The 15,748-nt window shown below is 61.0% G+C and carries 23 protein-coding genes and 9 tRNA genes; all 32 read left to right on the top strand.

Annotated features, from left to right (window positions below; genetic code table 11):
- Positions 1 to 171 precede the first annotated feature (171 nt).
- Entirely contained in the window at positions 172 to 435 is a 264-nt protein-coding gene (locus HUG10_RS20870; RefSeq protein WP_179171623.1) for a hypothetical protein, read from the top strand.
- Between the two features lie 19 nt (positions 436 to 454).
- A tRNA-Gly gene (locus HUG10_RS20875) sits at positions 455 to 525 on the top strand.
- A gap of 127 nt (positions 526 to 652) precedes the next feature.
- Positions 653 to 725, top strand: a tRNA-Gln gene (locus HUG10_RS20880).
- 87 nt (positions 726 to 812) lie between these two features.
- Positions 813 to 1,337 carry an LAGLIDADG family homing endonuclease gene (locus tag HUG10_RS20885; protein ID WP_179171624.1) on the top strand — a complete coding sequence of 175 codons (525 nt, stop codon included), beginning with the start codon at positions 813 to 815 and terminating at the stop codon, positions 1,335 to 1,337.
- A tRNA-Glu gene (locus HUG10_RS20890) sits at positions 1,337 to 1,412 on the top strand. Before HUG10_RS20885 ends, HUG10_RS20890 begins: the two co-directional genes overlap by 1 nt.
- A gap of 558 nt (positions 1,413 to 1,970) precedes the next feature.
- Positions 1,971 to 2,044, top strand: a tRNA-Ala gene (locus HUG10_RS20895).
- Positions 2,045 to 2,147: 103 nt separating this feature from the next.
- A tRNA-Pro gene (locus tag HUG10_RS20900) sits at positions 2,148 to 2,225 on the top strand.
- Positions 2,226 to 2,227: 2 nt separating this feature from the next.
- Positions 2,228 to 2,656, top strand: a complete 429-nt coding sequence (locus HUG10_RS20905) for a dual specificity protein phosphatase family protein (protein ID WP_179171625.1) — start codon at positions 2,228 to 2,230, stop codon at positions 2,654 to 2,656.
- Positions 2,657 to 2,784: 128 nt separating this feature from the next.
- Positions 2,785 to 3,024, top strand: coding sequence for a hypothetical protein (locus tag HUG10_RS20910; protein ID WP_179171626.1), 240 nt, complete (start codon positions 2,785 to 2,787; stop codon positions 3,022 to 3,024).
- Between the two features lie 27 nt (positions 3,025 to 3,051).
- Positions 3,052 to 3,124: transfer RNA gene (locus HUG10_RS20915), tRNA-Arg, on the top strand.
- 3 nt (positions 3,125 to 3,127) lie between these two features.
- Positions 3,128 to 3,203 (top strand) — tRNA-Arg (locus HUG10_RS20920).
- Between the two features lie 208 nt (positions 3,204 to 3,411).
- Positions 3,412 to 3,483 (top strand) — tRNA-Ile (locus HUG10_RS20925).
- A gap of 4 nt (positions 3,484 to 3,487) precedes the next feature.
- Positions 3,488 to 3,559: transfer RNA gene (locus HUG10_RS20930), tRNA-Cys, on the top strand.
- A 42-nt stretch (positions 3,560 to 3,601) separates the two neighbouring features.
- A complete protein-coding gene (locus HUG10_RS20935; protein ID WP_179171627.1) occupies positions 3,602 to 5,134 on the top strand; it encodes an ATP-dependent DNA ligase in 1,533 nt (510 codons plus the stop codon).
- A 688-nt stretch (positions 5,135 to 5,822) separates the two neighbouring features.
- Positions 5,823 to 6,215, top strand: a complete 393-nt coding sequence (locus HUG10_RS20940) for a hypothetical protein (protein WP_179171628.1) — start codon at positions 5,823 to 5,825, stop codon at positions 6,213 to 6,215.
- Positions 6,208 to 6,555 carry a hypothetical protein gene (locus HUG10_RS20945; RefSeq protein ID WP_179171629.1) on the top strand — a complete coding sequence of 116 codons (348 nt, stop codon included), beginning with the start codon at positions 6,208 to 6,210 and terminating at the stop codon, positions 6,553 to 6,555. Before HUG10_RS20940 ends, HUG10_RS20945 begins: the two co-directional genes overlap by 8 nt.
- A 115-nt stretch (positions 6,556 to 6,670) precedes the next feature.
- Entirely contained in the window at positions 6,671 to 9,319 is a 2,649-nt protein-coding gene (locus HUG10_RS20950) for a DNA-directed DNA polymerase (protein ID WP_179171630.1), read from the top strand.
- The gene (locus HUG10_RS20955) at positions 9,316 to 9,753 is read left to right on the top strand and encodes a hypothetical protein (RefSeq protein ID WP_179171631.1); all 438 of its coding nucleotides are present in this window, start codon (positions 9,316 to 9,318) and stop codon (positions 9,751 to 9,753) included. Before HUG10_RS20950 ends, HUG10_RS20955 begins: the two co-directional genes overlap by 4 nt.
- Positions 9,750 to 9,941 (top strand): hypothetical protein, encoded by a 192-nt coding sequence (locus tag HUG10_RS20960; protein ID WP_179171632.1) that lies wholly within the window; start codon positions 9,750 to 9,752, stop codon positions 9,939 to 9,941. The genes HUG10_RS20955 and HUG10_RS20960 overlap by 4 nt, the downstream gene beginning before the upstream one ends.
- 215 nt (positions 9,942 to 10,156) lie before the next feature.
- On the top strand, positions 10,157 to 10,315 hold the full coding sequence (locus HUG10_RS20965; RefSeq protein WP_179171633.1) for a hypothetical protein: 159 nt from the start codon (positions 10,157 to 10,159) through the stop codon (positions 10,313 to 10,315).
- A 126-nt stretch (positions 10,316 to 10,441) separates the two neighbouring features.
- Positions 10,442 to 12,259 (top strand): UvrD-helicase domain-containing protein, encoded by a 1,818-nt coding sequence (locus tag HUG10_RS20970; RefSeq protein ID WP_179171634.1) that lies wholly within the window; start codon positions 10,442 to 10,444, stop codon positions 12,257 to 12,259.
- A complete protein-coding gene (locus tag HUG10_RS20975) occupies positions 12,252 to 12,413 on the top strand; it encodes a hypothetical protein (RefSeq protein ID WP_179171635.1) in 162 nt (53 codons plus the stop codon). Before HUG10_RS20970 ends, HUG10_RS20975 begins: the two co-directional genes overlap by 8 nt.
- Positions 12,406 to 12,597, top strand: a complete 192-nt coding sequence (locus HUG10_RS20980) for a hypothetical protein (RefSeq protein ID WP_179171636.1) — start codon at positions 12,406 to 12,408, stop codon at positions 12,595 to 12,597. Before HUG10_RS20975 ends, HUG10_RS20980 begins: the two co-directional genes overlap by 8 nt.
- Complete coding sequence (locus HUG10_RS20985) at positions 12,594 to 12,833, top strand: hypothetical protein (protein WP_179171637.1); 240 nt, start codon at positions 12,594 to 12,596, stop codon at positions 12,831 to 12,833. The genes HUG10_RS20980 and HUG10_RS20985 overlap by 4 nt, the downstream gene beginning before the upstream one ends.
- Positions 12,834 to 12,947: 114 nt before the next feature.
- The gene (locus HUG10_RS20990) at positions 12,948 to 13,088 is read left to right on the top strand and encodes a hypothetical protein (RefSeq protein ID WP_179171638.1); all 141 of its coding nucleotides are present in this window, start codon (positions 12,948 to 12,950) and stop codon (positions 13,086 to 13,088) included.
- Positions 13,088 to 13,381 (top strand): hypothetical protein, encoded by a 294-nt coding sequence (locus HUG10_RS20995; RefSeq protein ID WP_179171639.1) that lies wholly within the window; start codon positions 13,088 to 13,090, stop codon positions 13,379 to 13,381. Before HUG10_RS20990 ends, HUG10_RS20995 begins: the two co-directional genes overlap by 1 nt.
- A gap of 269 nt (positions 13,382 to 13,650) precedes the next feature.
- Complete coding sequence (locus tag HUG10_RS21000; protein ID WP_179171640.1) at positions 13,651 to 14,163, top strand: hypothetical protein; 513 nt, start codon at positions 13,651 to 13,653, stop codon at positions 14,161 to 14,163.
- Positions 14,156 to 14,401, top strand: a complete 246-nt coding sequence (locus HUG10_RS21005; protein ID WP_179171641.1) for a hypothetical protein — start codon at positions 14,156 to 14,158, stop codon at positions 14,399 to 14,401. The genes HUG10_RS21000 and HUG10_RS21005 overlap by 8 nt, the downstream gene beginning before the upstream one ends.
- 62 nt (positions 14,402 to 14,463) lie before the next feature.
- Complete coding sequence (locus HUG10_RS21010; RefSeq protein WP_179171642.1) at positions 14,464 to 14,703, top strand: helix-turn-helix domain-containing protein; 240 nt, start codon at positions 14,464 to 14,466, stop codon at positions 14,701 to 14,703.
- A complete protein-coding gene (locus HUG10_RS21015; protein WP_179171643.1) occupies positions 14,693 to 15,094 on the top strand; it encodes a hypothetical protein in 402 nt (133 codons plus the stop codon). Before HUG10_RS21010 ends, HUG10_RS21015 begins: the two co-directional genes overlap by 11 nt.
- Positions 15,087 to 15,335: a hypothetical protein gene (locus tag HUG10_RS21020; RefSeq protein WP_179171644.1), complete on the top strand. Its 249-nt coding sequence runs from the start codon at positions 15,087 to 15,089 to the stop codon at positions 15,333 to 15,335. Before HUG10_RS21015 ends, HUG10_RS21020 begins: the two co-directional genes overlap by 8 nt.
- Positions 15,328 to 15,558, top strand: a complete 231-nt coding sequence (locus HUG10_RS21025) for a hypothetical protein (RefSeq protein ID WP_179171645.1) — start codon at positions 15,328 to 15,330, stop codon at positions 15,556 to 15,558. The genes HUG10_RS21020 and HUG10_RS21025 overlap by 8 nt, the downstream gene beginning before the upstream one ends.
- Positions 15,559 to 15,748: the final 190 nt, after the last annotated feature.

Consider the following 15,748-nt stretch of genomic DNA (forward strand, 5'->3'; position numbering starts at 1 on the left):
TGGTCACCCGACCAGAACCGGATGTCTCGTACGACGAGCGCGTCCGGCGCCTAATCGAGGAGCACCGGGAGTCGCTCGATCTCCTGGGTTAGCCGGGTGCGGCTGGACGCCGCGCTCGGTCTACAACCCATGACCGACTACAGACTCGACGACGTGGTGGAAACCACGCGTATGATCGGACCGGAAGGCGAGTACGTGAAGGGCATCTGCAAGTCCTGTAGCACCCAGCGAAAAGTCACGCGCGACGAGTTCGTGATCGACGGCTGGCACCGGATCGTCGACGGCGGACGGGTCCCGCTGATCCCCCGAGACGTCGACCAGGACGTGCTCGAATACGTCGCCGTCATGCGGTCCTGGAACTGCTGCTACGAGGGAGAGGAACCGCTCGACGGACTCCCGGAGCAGCCCGACGTGAGCCAGATCGAGTTCGAGTAAGGCTCACGACCACCGTTCAGCGTCAGTGGTCCAATGGTAAGATAGCGGCCTTCCAAGCCGTAGATCCCGGTTCGATTCCGGGCTGTCGCACTCGGTAGATTGGCTCTCTACCGTCACGCAAAAACGAGCAAGGGACCATCGTAGGTCTTAGCTTCGGACCACCCGCGTAATCCGGGAGAGGACGGAGACACCACTGTACAGCGGTGGTCCCGACCGAAGTCCCCTGGTGTAGTGGACAATCATAACGGCCTTTGGAGCCGTTGACGGCGGTTCGAATCCGCTGGGGACTACTCGGGCATGCGATTAGTTGAAGTACCACCGACGTGATATTTCAAGTAACGCAGATGTCCACCATCTGGTCTGACGACGAGCTGGCTATGCTTCGGGAACAGTACCCGAAAGGATCGATCGACGATCTCGCCGCCGAGCTCGGTCGGACCAGGGAAGCGGTGATGAAGAAGGCGAACGCGATCGGTATCGCTCGCCACGAGGACGCTGGGATCATCGAGCGGATCGATGTCGAGAACAGACCCTCGTTCCGCGACGACGCGTTCGCTCACTTCATCTCGGGCTTCGTCGCCGGTGAAGGGTCGTTCAACGTCTCGCTCAACGACGATGCGAGACCATCGTTCCGATTCTGCATCGGTCTCGACGCTGACGATGTTCTGATCCTCGAGGAGATCCACGAGTTCCTCGGCGTCGGGTCGGTGTGCCTCTCCACGCAGGGAGACGGCCGGAACGACCTGGCGCAGTACACCGTCCAAAGTGTCGCCGATCACGTCCTGGTGACGGTCCCGTTCTTCGACGAGTACGGGCTCCAGTCGACGTTGAAGCAGCGACAGTACGACGACTGGCGAGCGCGTCTGTTCGACCACTACGACGTCGAGCAGTACGTCGTATAGGTTCTGGAGTCTCCGCTGGCGAGAGATGCCACGTTCTCAGCGTGGAGGTCGCGGGTTCGATTCCCGTCAGAACCACTCAGGGGCTGTCCGTGGCCCCGACCACTCGGCGACGAAATCCCCGCCGACATCCGGGATGGACGGGTAACGCCCTGACTGAGACCACCGCGGTCGAGGAAAACACGCGACTGAGGTCGTCGGCCCCGAGAGTAAGAAACCGGCCGCCGGGTGCTCCACGGCGTGAGGATCACGGAGCAGCAGTCCCGCGGCGTCTGTTGGCGAGACGTGCCGCCCTCTGGAGGCGGAGATCGGGGGTTCGATTCCCCTCGGGACAATGCGGTTGGACCCCACCAGACGGCGGGCTGAGGGTCCCGGATGGGCATCGACGTGCACCCAGACGTTAGAGCACACAGCCGCACCCGCCACCTCGTGTCCGGGATCGTCTAACTGGAGAAGATTCGACACTGTGACTGTCGAGATGCGGGTTCGATCCCCACTCCCGGACCTTGGGGACAGACCAGCGCAAGCCGGACCGACAGGGTCCCAGTCGGTGACCCCCGGCACGCGGGGTTCTGCGAGTTCAAGTCTCGCCTGTCCCACTGCGACCCGCTGGGTAGGGGTACTGAGCGGGTCCGAGTGCTCGTAGTTCCAACTGGAAGAACGCTCCCGTGGCACGGGAGAGGCTGCGTGTTCGAATCACGCCGAGTACATGGGGGGTGACGGATGGCCCTCGTCACCACATGAATAGCCGTCGACGCCTTGCGCTGGCGCTGGCGGTAAGTGGTATTCCCCACCGAGGTAGAGCTTGGCCGCTGGGTGGTCGCGTAGCCTGGTTTATCGCGCCCGCTTTGGGAGCGGGAAATGTCGTCGGTTCGAATCCGACCCACCCAATGATGGACAGACTAACAGACAGCCTCTGGATTGGCGACATCCAAGACGCCAGAACGAGGCCACTGGCTGACCTTGGTATCGATCACGTCGTGACGGTGTGTCAGAACCGTGTCGACGACAACCTCCCGGACTCGATGGCGTACACGCACATCGACATCGACGACGGTCCCCACGACTACGAGGAGTTCAAGCGCGGTGTCGACACAGTGGTCGAGGCGATCGACAACGGCGAGACCGTCTTCGTCCACTGTCACGCCGGCATGTCGAGATCGACCTGTACGTGCACGGCCGCGATCGCCGTCCGGCGCGGGCTGAAGTGGACGGAAGCAGTCCAGTTCATGCACGACCGCTACCACCGGATGATGCCAAGCGTCGAGCTCGCTCGAAGCGGCGGTCGATACGTCCTCGACCACATGGCCGCGACGCGGTGATACATGATACGTGATACACGGCTCACGCGTAGGATGCGTGTGACACGGGACGCCTGTAGCACCCAGAGTATCACGTGTGAGACGGGCAACGTGGCGCTTATCCATCACCCGCGGGTGACCCAGACATAATGGCACCGCAGTCAACGGAGATCTTCGACGAGATGGTCGAGCTCCTCTATCAGCAGCGCGAGTTCACGATCGGCGACTTCACCGTCGACCCGGGCAAGTACGAGTACGTCAAGACCACGCTCAACGAGCTCGAGGAGCTCGGCTGGGTCGACCGGCTCGATCCCGGCCACCCCGATCCGTCGTGGGGGCCCGGTGAGAAAGCGAAGCTCCTGATGGACCTCCCCGACGAGGACTCCTGATCAGGTGCCACCACCAGCGGAAGTATCGCTCCTGTAGTTCAGCGGCCAGAGCATCCGCCTTCTAAGCGGAGAGTCGTCGGTTCGAATCCGACCAGGAGTATGTGCCCTTGTAGCTCAGCCCGAACAGAGCATCGGCCTTCGAAGCCGAGTTGTCGGCGGTTTGAATCCGTCCAGGGGCGTGAAGTACCAGAACTGTGATATACGTGCTATACGTAGGATACGTATGAAGTGTAACATGTGTGGCGGGCCCATGGTACGAAAACGCGGACGGGTCGGCATCGAGGGGACGCGGCGATACTTCTTCCGCTGCTTCATGTGCGGGAAGATCCACGTCCCCCGGGACGAGAACGATCTCACACCACTGTAGACGTTGCTCGTCCACTCTGCACGCTCGTAGCTCACTGGTAGAGCACTCCGCTGATAACGGAGGGGAAGCTGGTTCAATTCCAGTCGGGCGTACTGTGTCCTGGTGGCCGAGTGACTACGCACCGCGCAGCAGACGCGGAGGACCCCGGTTTGAATCCGGGCCAGGGCTTTCGAAGAAACACTTAACCATTTTACACGTCAATATACATACATGGACTTGACGGAGTTTGGAGCGCATCTTGAAGAGCTCCAGGCCGGCGAGAAATCGAAAGACGACGTTATCCTACGTGCGCTCAGGGACATCAACCCGAGTAGCAAGCACTTCTCCGGTGCTATCGCACTTCTGACGCGAAAGCCCTTCGACGATATCGGCGTCGGGAAGAAGTCGCTCCGGAAGCTCGCGACCACCTGCTTCGACGTGACCCACGACGAGCTCCGCGACCTGGAGCGAGAGTACGGCGATCTCCCGAGCGCGATCGGTCACGTCGATCTCAAGACGAACACGCTGACCCTGAAGCGGAAGATCACGCTGGGCGAGCTCTACGACGATCTGGAGTACCTGCGGCGAACGAGCGGTCCCGAGCAGAAGCGCCGCATGAAAGAGATGCTCGGCTACGACTCGCCCAAGTGGGTCGCCCACGCCATGCTCGGCAAGAAAGGTGTGAGCCTCGGCGTCGGGGAGAAATCGGTCGTGAAGACGCTCGCGATCGAGAATGGCTACGATGAGCACCGGAAGCTCCTATCGCTCAACCCTGACGTAACGACGCTGTGCCACAAGCTGACGTCGCCAGACACGGACCCACGCTCCGAGCCTGGAGTCGGCCACCCGTTCCTCCCGATGTTAGCGAAGTCCAAGGAGGTGCCACCAGACCCGGATGGCGACTGGATGATCCAGCCCAAGTACGACGGTGCTCGCATCCTCGTCCACATCAAGAACGGTGAGCTCCGTCGGGCGTTCAGCCGGAACGCGAATCGCGTCGACGAGTCGCTCCCGGAACTTCGGGAGTTCGTCGACGACGTGTTCGCCACTGGAGACTGGATTCTCGATGGCGAAGCCATTCCGTACAAGGACGGCGAGCGTCAGCCATTCCAGGCGATCATGACCCGATTCGGCCGCCAGGAGGCTGTCGACGAGCAAGAGATCGATGTCGAGTTCAAGTTCTTCGATCTCGTGTACGGTGGCGGCGTGTGCGCTACCTACCCGGGTGATCTCTCGAACGAGACCGCCTCTCGCCGGATTCATCTCCTGCGGGTGCTGTTCGGCCCAGAGCAGGAGTACGTAGCGCCCACGTATCGGCCCGACACGCACGAGAAGCTGAACGAGTACTATCAGTCGTTCCTCGACGACGGACTCGAGGGCGCGGTCGTGAAGCACGTCGACGCGCCGTACGAGTTCGACCGCCGATCTCCCAACTGGCGGAAGATGATCCCGACCAAGGAGAACGTCGAGCTTCGCATCACGGCGGTCCACGAGGGGGAGAACAGCAACGCGGGGAAGGTCGGCGGGATGAAGCTGGAGACAGAAGATGGGGTACCGGTCGGTCACGTCGGTGGTGGCATGGAAGGTCACAGCGGCATTCCATGGGAGGAGCGGGACGACATCATCGACAAGATCGTCGAGGTATCGTGGCGCGAGCTCCAGGAGAACGACGACGGAACGTACGCACTCAGGTTCCCCAGCCTCGAGGGATTCCGGGCTGACAAGGACGAAGCCGACTCACTGGATAAGATCCTGAGCGCCTAATCGGGGTCCGACGCCGGGGTCTTCGGGCCATACCCCCTACCTTCGACACGGTAGATACGGTACCTGTTAAGTTTCGAAAACTGGTATATACGTGCGTCACCCATTACCATACGATGGCGGTGCCAAGCACTGACGGCGACGCCGGAGCCCCGTTTTCAACCACCGATACCTCTCGCGAGGCCATGACAAATCGGTGGTTCGTCCGGCTCGTCGACCCGGGTGGGTTCTGACGACGACTCCCTGAGCGACGACAGGTTGGGTACTGCTGACTGGTCAAGGTTCCTCCGTTTTTCAACATCAGAGAGCTGGTAGGTCTGCTAACCAGTAACATTTATTACAGTATGATGACTATTTCTATACACTAACCTCTGGGCTACTGGCGTGGAACGGAGGTAGTATGTGATAGATCTATGAAGACGAATGGTCAGATAAAGAGAATGCTGGCGAATCGGCGGAACGCCGGCTTTGAAGATAGCTCAATTGGTGCGAATCGTCAACGCCATATCGAATACAAGCTCTTGCGACAGATCCTGGAGCTCGAACCGGGCCAGGACGTGTGTCGCGAGTGCGCGGAGATCTCGGACGGAACCGAGCACTGGGATACCGGACTGTGTCCGGCATGTTCGGATGATACGGTTCAGCTTCGGCTCACGGCAACCGCTGATGGTGGCACAGGAGGTGATGTGTGATGGGAACCCCGCGGTACTGTCCCTACTGTTTCGACCGCATCGAACGGACACGCTACTGGTACCGGGATGCTCCCGAGATCGACCTTCCCGACGTGACGCCGGAAGACGCCCAGTACCCGGGATCGGAGACCCCGGTGCAAGAAGTCGACGAGATGGTCATGGTCAAGCCCTGCGGCCACTCGTTCGAGGCCGGTCGCTGGTTCGACTACGCTGATGCGTGTACGATGTACTCGCTGACGCTCGCCGAGCTCAAGCAGATGATCAGCTCCGACGGGGCACGGTTCCTCTCCGAAGAGCTCGAGCAACACGACATGCGGATGCGGATCAGTGCGGAGGAGTGCTGCGAGACGATGGAGCGGACACCGCCGGAAGGAGTCTTCTCCGATGCGTGAGGAGATCCCGCCGGCCGACGAGTTGGAGTGGATCGAGATGAGCATCCACGCCTGGACGCGCTGGAGTCAGTGGACGGACTCGCCCGGAGTCGGCCCGATCATCGCCTGGAACATGGCCGAGTCAATCACCGGCGACCACGGGCTCTACTGTGACGAAGCGCGCTACTTCGAACCCGCGAACGTCGTCCTCCTGGTCGCGAAAGACGACGACGTCGACGAGGAGACCCCGCGGACGATGGTCACGGTCATGACTGGCGCGACGATCAAATCGAAAGCACGAGAGGCGATTCTGCGAATCACCGCGATCGACCCCGTTGACGCTGAGGTCGTTCAATCATGAAACGGCCATCCCTCATCAACCCTCGCCGTGTCACTCTCGTGCGGTATTTCATCAATGACCTGGTGATGCTCCTCGGTGGCACCGTAATCGGCCTCATACTCGGGGCGGTGTTCCTATGACCGAGGAACCGGTGTCGACGAGCTCCTCGGGCCATGACTCCCACCCTGACACGGCCGACATCGAGGTTACACCCGTGGAGGATTCCGGGATGAAGCCGATGTTGATCACGCAGGTCGATTACACCACCACGACCACTCGTGGGGAGACGCCGGAGCCGGTGATGCACATCTTCGGTCGTGATGCAGAGAACATCGTCCATCAGGTCGACGTGTACGGTCACGAGCCGTACTTCTACATCCCGACGGAGGCGACCGAAGAGCCCGGCTTCGGCTCAGAAGAGATCGTATCGGTCCAGCCAGGGTACACATCCATCCGCGGTCGTGAGCTCTCTCGGGTCTACACGCACATCCCGAAGGAAGTCACGAGAATCAGGGACGACTACGAACACTACGAGGCGGACGTCGTGTTCCCGAACCGGCTCATGGTCGACTACGAGCTCAAGGACGGGATGCTGATCCCCGATCGTGGGACGCATCACACGTTCGATAGCCCCGAAGAGATCGAGCCATGCACGCCGCCTACAGAGGCGGAGCTCCGTATCCACCACGTGGACATTGAGGTGAACGATCGGAACGGCTTCCCCGAGAAGGGTGAAGAGCCGATCCTCTGTTTCACCACCTACGACTCGTACGACGAATCATATATCGTATGGTGGTGTAAGGAGAACGCCGACCAGGAGCTCGACCCCGACCGGAAGGCCGAGCTACTCACCGACCAGGACGCGGGGACCGTCTCACTCCGGTCGTACACGGACGAGGCGAAGATGCTGGATGAGTACCTCGACTACGTCGAGGAGACTGATCCCGACCTGATGACGGCGTGGAACATCCCTTTCGACATGCCGTACATCGTCGACCGGCTCAAGAAGCTCGACGCCACGTCAATGCGGAATCTCTCGAGAGATCGCCTCTCACGCATCGATGAGGTGTGGGGCGGCCGCGACGTGCCGAACATCAAGGGCCGCGTCGTCTTCGACTTGCTCCGTGCGTACAAGTTCACGCACTTCAGTGAAGAGGAGAGCTACCGGCTCGAGGCGATCGGTCAGAAGGTGGTCGGCTTCGGCAAGGAGACGTACACTGGGAAGATCGGCGACCTGTGGGAAGAGGACCCAGACAAACTGCTCGAGTACTCGCTCCAAGACGTCGTGCTCACAGTCGAGATCGACAAGAAGACGGAGACCATCGAGTACATCGACTCGCAACGCCGGTTCGTCGGCTCCCGTATCGAGGACTCGATCGTCGCGAACGAAGTCTGCGACATGTACATCCTGCACAAAGCGCGTGGGAGATTCGTCCTCCCGTCGAAGGGCTCTGAGGACTCCGAGGAATACAGTGGCGGCGCTGTATTCGACGCGTACAGTGGTATCGCCGACATGGTGGCGGTACTCGACTTGAAGTCGCTGTACCCGATGTGCATGGTCTCGATGAACCTCTCCCCCGAGACGTCGGTCGACCCCGACGTGTACGAGGGAGACACCTACGAGTCACCGAACGGGCTCCACTTCCGCAAGGAACCGGACGGAATCATCCGAGAGATCGTCGACGAGCTCCTCGGCGAGCGGGAAGCGAAGAAGTCCGAGCGCGACGAGCACCACCCCGACTCGGATGCGTACAAGCGCCTCGATCGCCAGCAAGTGGCGGTGAAGGTCGTGATGAACAGCCTGTACGGTGTCCTGGGGTGGGAGCAGTTCCGCCTCTACGACAAGGACATGGGCGCCGCGGTCACCGCCACCGGACGGGGCGTGATCCAGTTCACCGAGGAGGTCGTCGAAGACCTGGGCTGGGAAGTGACGTACGGCGACACTGACTCGGTCATGCTCGAGCTCGGGAAAGACGTCTCCAAGGAGGAGGCGATCGAGATCGGGTTCCAGCTGGAGAAGGAGATCAACGCTCGCTACGACGAGTACGCGGAGACGCTCAACGCCGACGAACACCGGTTCCAGATCGAGTTCGAGAAGCTGTACAAGCGATACTTCCAGGGCGGCAAAAAGAAGCGGTACGCCGGCCACATCACCTGGAAGGAAGGGAAGGACGTCGACTCCGTCGACATCACCGGGTTCGAGTACAAACGCTCGGACACCCCGCGATTCGTCAAAGAGACGCAGAAGGAAGTCCTGGACATGATCGTCCGCGGTGAAGAGGTCGATGCCATCAGGGACTACATCAAGGACCAGGTCGACAAGGTGAAGAACGAGGAAGTCCCGCTCGACGAGATCGGTATCCCCGGCGGGATCGGCAAGAAGCTGGAGGGCTACAACCCGCCGAACGTCCACATCAAGGGCGCGATCTACGCGAACCTGCTGCTGGGGACGAACCTGGGGAAGGGATCGAAGCCGAAGCGGGTCTACCTCGAGCGCGTCCTCGACCAGTTCTACTTCAAAATCGAGCGGCGCCGGAAGTGGGAGCTCGAACGCGACGACTGGTACCGCCAGTTCAAGCAGGAGGTCGCCAGCAAGGACCCGAAGGAGGGCGCCATCTGCTTCGAGTACCCCGAGGAGATCCCGGACGATTTCATCATCGACTGGGATGTCCAGCTGGACAAGACGCTCAAGGGCCCGATTGAGCGGATCACGGAACCGCTCGGGCTCTCCTGGGACGACATCATCACTGGGACCGAGCAGACCGGCCTGGGGGCATGGGGATGAGCCTGATTCTCCCCACCGCAGTAGAACGGCTCGAACGCCGTGGGTTCAGAGTCAGAGGTTCGATCACCGATGACGATGGGATGGTTGGAATGTGGCTCTCCCGACGAAGACAGCACTATGTGGTCGTCGCGAAACGATACGCCCACCGAGGGAAAGCGTCGTTCATTACCCGTGCTGTCGAGGCCGCAACGGAATGGGACATGTACCTCGTGTTCTATCGTGCTGATGAAAACGATTACACGGTCTTTGCCCACGAGATCGTCGATCAGTACGGTGCGGACTCAGACGGACCAAGTAAGAAGGGCCCAGCAACGTGGAGAGAACTATCGCTACGATACGGTATCGCATTAGATGACCATCTCGATGGAGGAGACCCGTTCACCGATCACGAGCTGAGTGATATCTCCGACGATCTCCTGAGGACGTGGTCATGAGCGACGACCTGGTCGAGATGGAGATGCCCCGATGGATGGTTCGCCAGATGCTCGGAGATGCGATCCAGAGCAAGCACACCGCATACACGGAGAGTGGACGCGACGACGCTGACCAGATCGCCAGACTACTCAGGTTCTATCTCGAGGAGTCCTCGACGAACCACGAGCCATCTCCAGGCCGTCGCTGACGCAACCCCTCCAACCACTCACGTCGTCCCGCTTACCGGTTCTACGCGCCGCCCTCGCCCGTCCAGCAACGGTCTCCAGCCGCCTCCATCCTCCATGAATCCACGTGAAAGATCCGAAGCTCCCTCACAGATCTCGACTCTGACATGCCACCACCAGCGGGTGCCCGAGAAGTTCAGGAAAACTGGTATGTTCACCATGGTACGTAGCCCGACTGATGAACGAACTAACTCTGTTCTGGTCGTTCCTGAGCATCGTACTGTTCACCTACTCGGTGTTCGTCCTGGTCGTGTACCGCGATATCTTCGGGTCGATGTTCTTCTCGATACTGGCCGCGGTCGCGGCGTTCCTCTGGCTTCTGATGAGCGCACTGTGAACGTACCAAACATCTGTAGCTATCAGAAATTTTAATACTCCACCCTTCCTATCAAGAACCACACATACGGAACCGGAGTGTCGGACCAAATCGGTAGACCGGATGTGTGCTGAGCAACAGCTACCCATGTCACAGAATCAGAAACTACCCCCTGAGGACCGTCTCACGGTCACGAAAGTGATCGGGGGCCCTGGCACCGGGAAGACGACCGCCGTGGTCGGGAACCCGGAGCTCGAGATCGACGGCCTGTTCGTCCAGCACATGGACGAATACAGTCTCGGCGAGCAGCTCCTGGTGACGTTCACCAAAGCTGGCGTCGATGAGGCCGCCACTCGGCTCAAGAAGATGCTGGGCATCCCCAAGAAGGACCTCAAGAAACAGATCCGAACGATTCACAGCCACGCCTATCAGAAGATGGGCGTCGAGAACGGTCAGCTCGTCAGCTGGCGAAACAAGAAGAAGTGGTGCGAACGCCACAACCTCGAGTTCGAGTACGACGACGGGTCGGACGACCTGATGGGCTCCGAGGGCGTCGCCGATGGCAACGCGTTCTTCCAGATCAACAGCTGGCTCAACGCCCACCGGCTCGGCCCCGAGGACCACCCGGAGTGTCCCGCTGACTGGACAGGCCACCAGAACCTGGAGATGCTTCTCCACGACTGGAACACGTTCAAAGAAGAGTACGACAAGCTCGAGTTCGACGACATGATCGAAGGTGTCGTCCAGGAGTGCGTCTCCGTCCTCCGTGAGGGCGGATACGGCGACCCTGACATCGAGAGCGATCGCGAGTACCTCGAAACGTGCCGCTGGGACGAGGACCTCTCGCCCAAGGCGATTCGGAACCACCCGGCGTTCATCGACGAGCCGGTCATGTACGTCGACGAGTGTCAGGACCTGACCTACCTCCAGTGGGACTGGTACCTGTGCCAGAAGTTGGCATGCGAGAAGGTCTTCCTCGGCGGCGACGACGACCAGGCGATCTACGGCTGGGCGGGAGCCGACCCCGAGCAACTGCTCGGCGAGGAAGGCGACGTCGACGTCCTGGAGAAGACGTACCGCATTCCGGCGCAAGTCTGGAGTGCGTGTCAGGCTTGCATCGAGCAGGTCGACGTCCGCCAGGACAAGGATATCGAGCCCGTGGACGACGAAGGAGAGTTCGTCGCCCTCTCGAATCCGTACCCGGCGCAGGTGTGCGAACACATCACCGAGAGTGATGACACGCTGATCCTGTTCCGCGCCAAGTTCCACATCGACGAGTTCCGCAAGACGCTCCACGACCAGGGCATCCCGTACAAGAACATGTCCACGTACAACACGTGGAACGGGACCGTCGTGAAGATGCGCGACATCCTCGCGTCCGTCTGGAACGGCGAGACACTCACCGCCGATGAGGTGAAGCGCCTGATCGAAGTGGCCGACGAGGGGATGATCGACGCGAGCAACCCCGGGATGGTGAAGTACCTCGTCGACGAGCCCGAGTACGAGGCGGTCGACGTCCTCGACTTCTTCAAGGTCCCGTCGTTCGACCAGAAGCAGTTCTGTCTCTGGTACCTCGACCGCTGCGGCAAGCGAGAGGCCGACTCGGACCTGAACTGGTACCAGACGAACGCGATCGCGGGCAACCTCCGACACGGTCTCACTGACCGGGTTCCGGAGCAGGTCCGCATCGGGACCATTCACTCGGCCAAGGGGAAGGAGGCGGACACGGTCATCCTCGGAACGGATTCGACCGGGACGATCCTTCGCAACATGGAAGTCGACGACACCGAACACGGTGCGCCGGCCTACCGCATGACTGGCTCGACGATCTCGGACGAAGAGCGCCGAGTCATCTACGTCGGGATGAGCCGCGCCAAGCGCAAGCTCGTCATGGCCGAGGGCCTCGTCACGCCGGAGACGACCCTGCGGATCAACGCGATCGTATCGGGTGAGCAGGATGTGTGAGTACGCGCTCAACCACTGCATCTCCTGCGGTTCGGAGAACGTCGGCGGCTTCATGGCGACCGAGCGGATCGCGAGCGTGTCGTGTGACGACTGCGGCATCCGGTTCAACATCGACGACATCAACGGCGATCTCGAGTGGGGACGCGATGAGTAAGTTCACCGCGACAGTCGAGGTCGAGCTCGAGAACCCAGACGACAATCTCCACGACCTGACGATGAACGCTGCGGCAACGGTCGCCAAGTCCGCGGTCAAGCGAATGGTAGACGGCACGTTCGACATCCAGGATGCCACCATCGTGGCGATCGAACGAGTCGACGACGATGAGGACGAACAATGAACCCGACAACGAGAACGGAACGAGAAGGAGTACCGATCGACATCTACGATGAGCCAGAGCGAGTGACCGCATCGACCGGGTCGTACACGCACGGCCAGCCGGGTGTGCACCTCGCGCTCGCGCTCGACTACGTCGGAGAAGTGCCCGATGAAGTAGTCCACGAGGAGGTCGCGACCATCGTCGACGAACTGCTCGAACGTGGTCGTGCCGAGATCGAACGCCAGGAGGAGCAGTAAGATGGGAGCAATCCTCGGCGGGATACTGATCGTTATCTTCGTCACGTGGCTGCTCGGCCCCGAGGTCGGCGTGGCACTCGGACTGATCCTGCTCCTGATCGGGCTCCTATCATCATGACGCCGCTCGCTGCGGCGATGGCCGGATGTCTGCTCCTGGCCTCGCCGATCGTGTTCATCGGATGCCTCGCCAACGGAAACGTAGTCGGCGCCCTGTGCATCCTCGCACTGTGGGCGGGCTTCTTCGGAGGGAGCTGATGGCACGAGATGACCGCATCCGTATCGCGCTCGACAACGGTGAAGTGTTCGAGATCAGTGTCGCAGACGCGGCGTACGTCCTCGCCAAGCACAAGTACCCTGACAAGGGGGAATCGCACTACGATGAGCGCCGGTTCTTCGAAGAGGACCCGGAGGAAGCGAAGTGGGACCTTCCGAACACGGTCGGCTGGGACGAGCTCAGAGCGTTCGTCACCCGTGTGGAAGAGCCCGCGAAGACCGACTACGACGACCTGCTGATGAGTGCAGACCTGCGGGTGATCGCCAATGAGTAGACGGCGTCACTGCGACATCTGCGACTCGGAGATCAAGAAAACGCACGGTCTCCCGAGCGGGCAAGTCAGAAAGGGCCGCGACTCGGCCCGCATCTTCGTCCCGCTCAGGTACCGGTTCTTCAGCTGGCTGCTCGGCCCGCCAATCATCTGGCGGCTCTGGGCGGATAAGAAAGGGAAGATCGGTGGCCATTGGTCGGCGATGGACCTGTGCAGCAGCTGTAGCTGGAAGGCCCGCCGGATGATCCGGGACATGTCCCAGGAGGAAGCCAATGAGTAGAATCTACGACCGACACCGGTACGAGTACCCGAGTGGGAAAGTCTCGCTCGACTTCCGGCTCGACGTTCCGAAGGCACCCCACGAGGACTTGAAGAGTAGCGCCACCATGAAAGACGGACTCGTCGACGACTTCGAGCTCCGGCTTGGCCTGCTCTCACAGGAACAGTACACGGCCGACGAGATCCGTGAGACGATGGAGGAGATCCTCCGACAGGCGGACTTGCCCCGGACTCGACACCGGGCCGAGCGCCAGAAGATCATCGACGAGGAAGTGGATGAGTACGGGCTCGACCCCGACAGAATCCCCGACGTCGAAGCAGAGGACGAGATCGACGTGAAGCTCGGGTATGATCCCCACTGGGGAGAGCTCGGCTTCTACCAGATCCACCTGAAGTGCCATTCGTTCTTCCCACCGGTCTGGCGGGAAGACGAGTTCATGGACTTCGTCGAGGAGTACACGGACCTGTTCGTCGACGCGTTCGACTGGGAGGAGACCGATGGGTGACCCGTTCAAGGACTACCACATCCGAGAGGCGGAGAAGCGCCGCCGGCTCGTCGCCGAGAAGTACATCCCGCTGGTCGTCTGGGTCAAGCCCAGTCACCACCTCGTCGACGACGACAATCTCGAGCTCGCGATCACGCAAGAGCTGCTCGAACGGGCGGCGACCATCCCGTGGGTGAAGTTCGCCGACAAGAACGCACCTCGCGTCCGCGATGTGATCACGGAGTTCGACGATGAGTGAGCTCCTCAACCGGCTGGAGGCGACCAACTACGCGCTACAGACAATCAAAGAGGAAGAAGACAATGAGTGAAGCACAGACAGATCCAGTACATGCCACCACAATCGATGGATATCGCGTCCCGACCCCCGACGAGCTACGGATGCTCCGCCGGGATCTCGGCGTAACACAGACCCAGCTGGCGACCGCCGTCGGTTCAACACAGACGACGATCAGCCAGTTCGAGCTCGGGAACCACGACATCATGTCGTCGACCCTGCGAGACGCGGTCGAGTTCCTCCAGGAGGAAGCCGATGGTGAGTAGGCTGATCAACGCCGACGTCGAGCTCGACGACCTGGAACCGGAGGGCCGACGAGCGTACGTCGACGCCCAACGGTGGATCGCCCTCTGGGACGGGATCGCTATCGGAATCGGCTTCGCCGGCATCGTCATCACAGTCGCGATGGGACACGGGCTGGTCGGTATCGGCTTTGTCGTGATGCTGGGCGTCGCCATCCACAGGTACCGGAACCCAGACGAGGAGTACGGGCTTGCGAAAGGACGGCTGGCCGAGATGCCACCACCGCCAGAACCACTCAGCTGGGAAGAGCACGTCAAGAAGTACGGCCACCGTGACGGCGAGCCCCTCACCGACGCGGAAGAGCGAGCACTGATCAACGGGCACGCAAGCGACCTGGGAGACGAGCATGCGTAACAGCCATCGGGCGCTGCTCGACTCGAACGACGAGATCATCTTCGCAGCAGCAGCCATGACCGGCGGCGCGTTCCTGCTCCTCTGGATCGTCGTCGGCGGGGTCACGGGGGTCCTGTTCAGCGGCGTGGTTGGCCTGTTCCTCGGCCTCGCGATCGCGCTCCTGGCGAGCCCGATCCTGTACTTCCGGTTCATGATCATGATCGCGGCCTACGTCGAATGGGAGATCGAGCGCCATGGGTGAGCTCACCGTCGACGAAGGAGCGGAAATCGGTGAATGCCCCACGTGTGGGATCATCACCGAGGACGACGTCGAGTTCAACTTCCCATGTCCAGCCACATGCAACCGGTGCGGTGCAACACTCGACTCGGCCAGGATCGCGCCGATGACGATCACGATCGATAGTCAGCCGACGGGCGAGTCCCAAGCACATGACCCCCACCCCTCGGAGGCTGACAACGAATGATCAAGCGGATACGGCGGCTATTCGGCCTTCCGCCGGATGATGGACTCGACGCTGCGGACACCGACTACCCAACGGGCGAGGACGGAGTGCCTCAAGTCCCCTCCTCGGTCGAGCTTCGTGGGGTGTTCCCCCGCGACGGCACCTGGGGTCACCGAATCGTCTTCGCTAACTACCCAGACCGGCGTGTGTA

The sequence above is a fragment of the Halorarum halophilum genome (assembly GCF_013401515.1).
Lineage (GTDB): Archaea > Halobacteriota > Halobacteria > Halobacteriales > Haloferacaceae > Halorarum > Halorarum halophilum.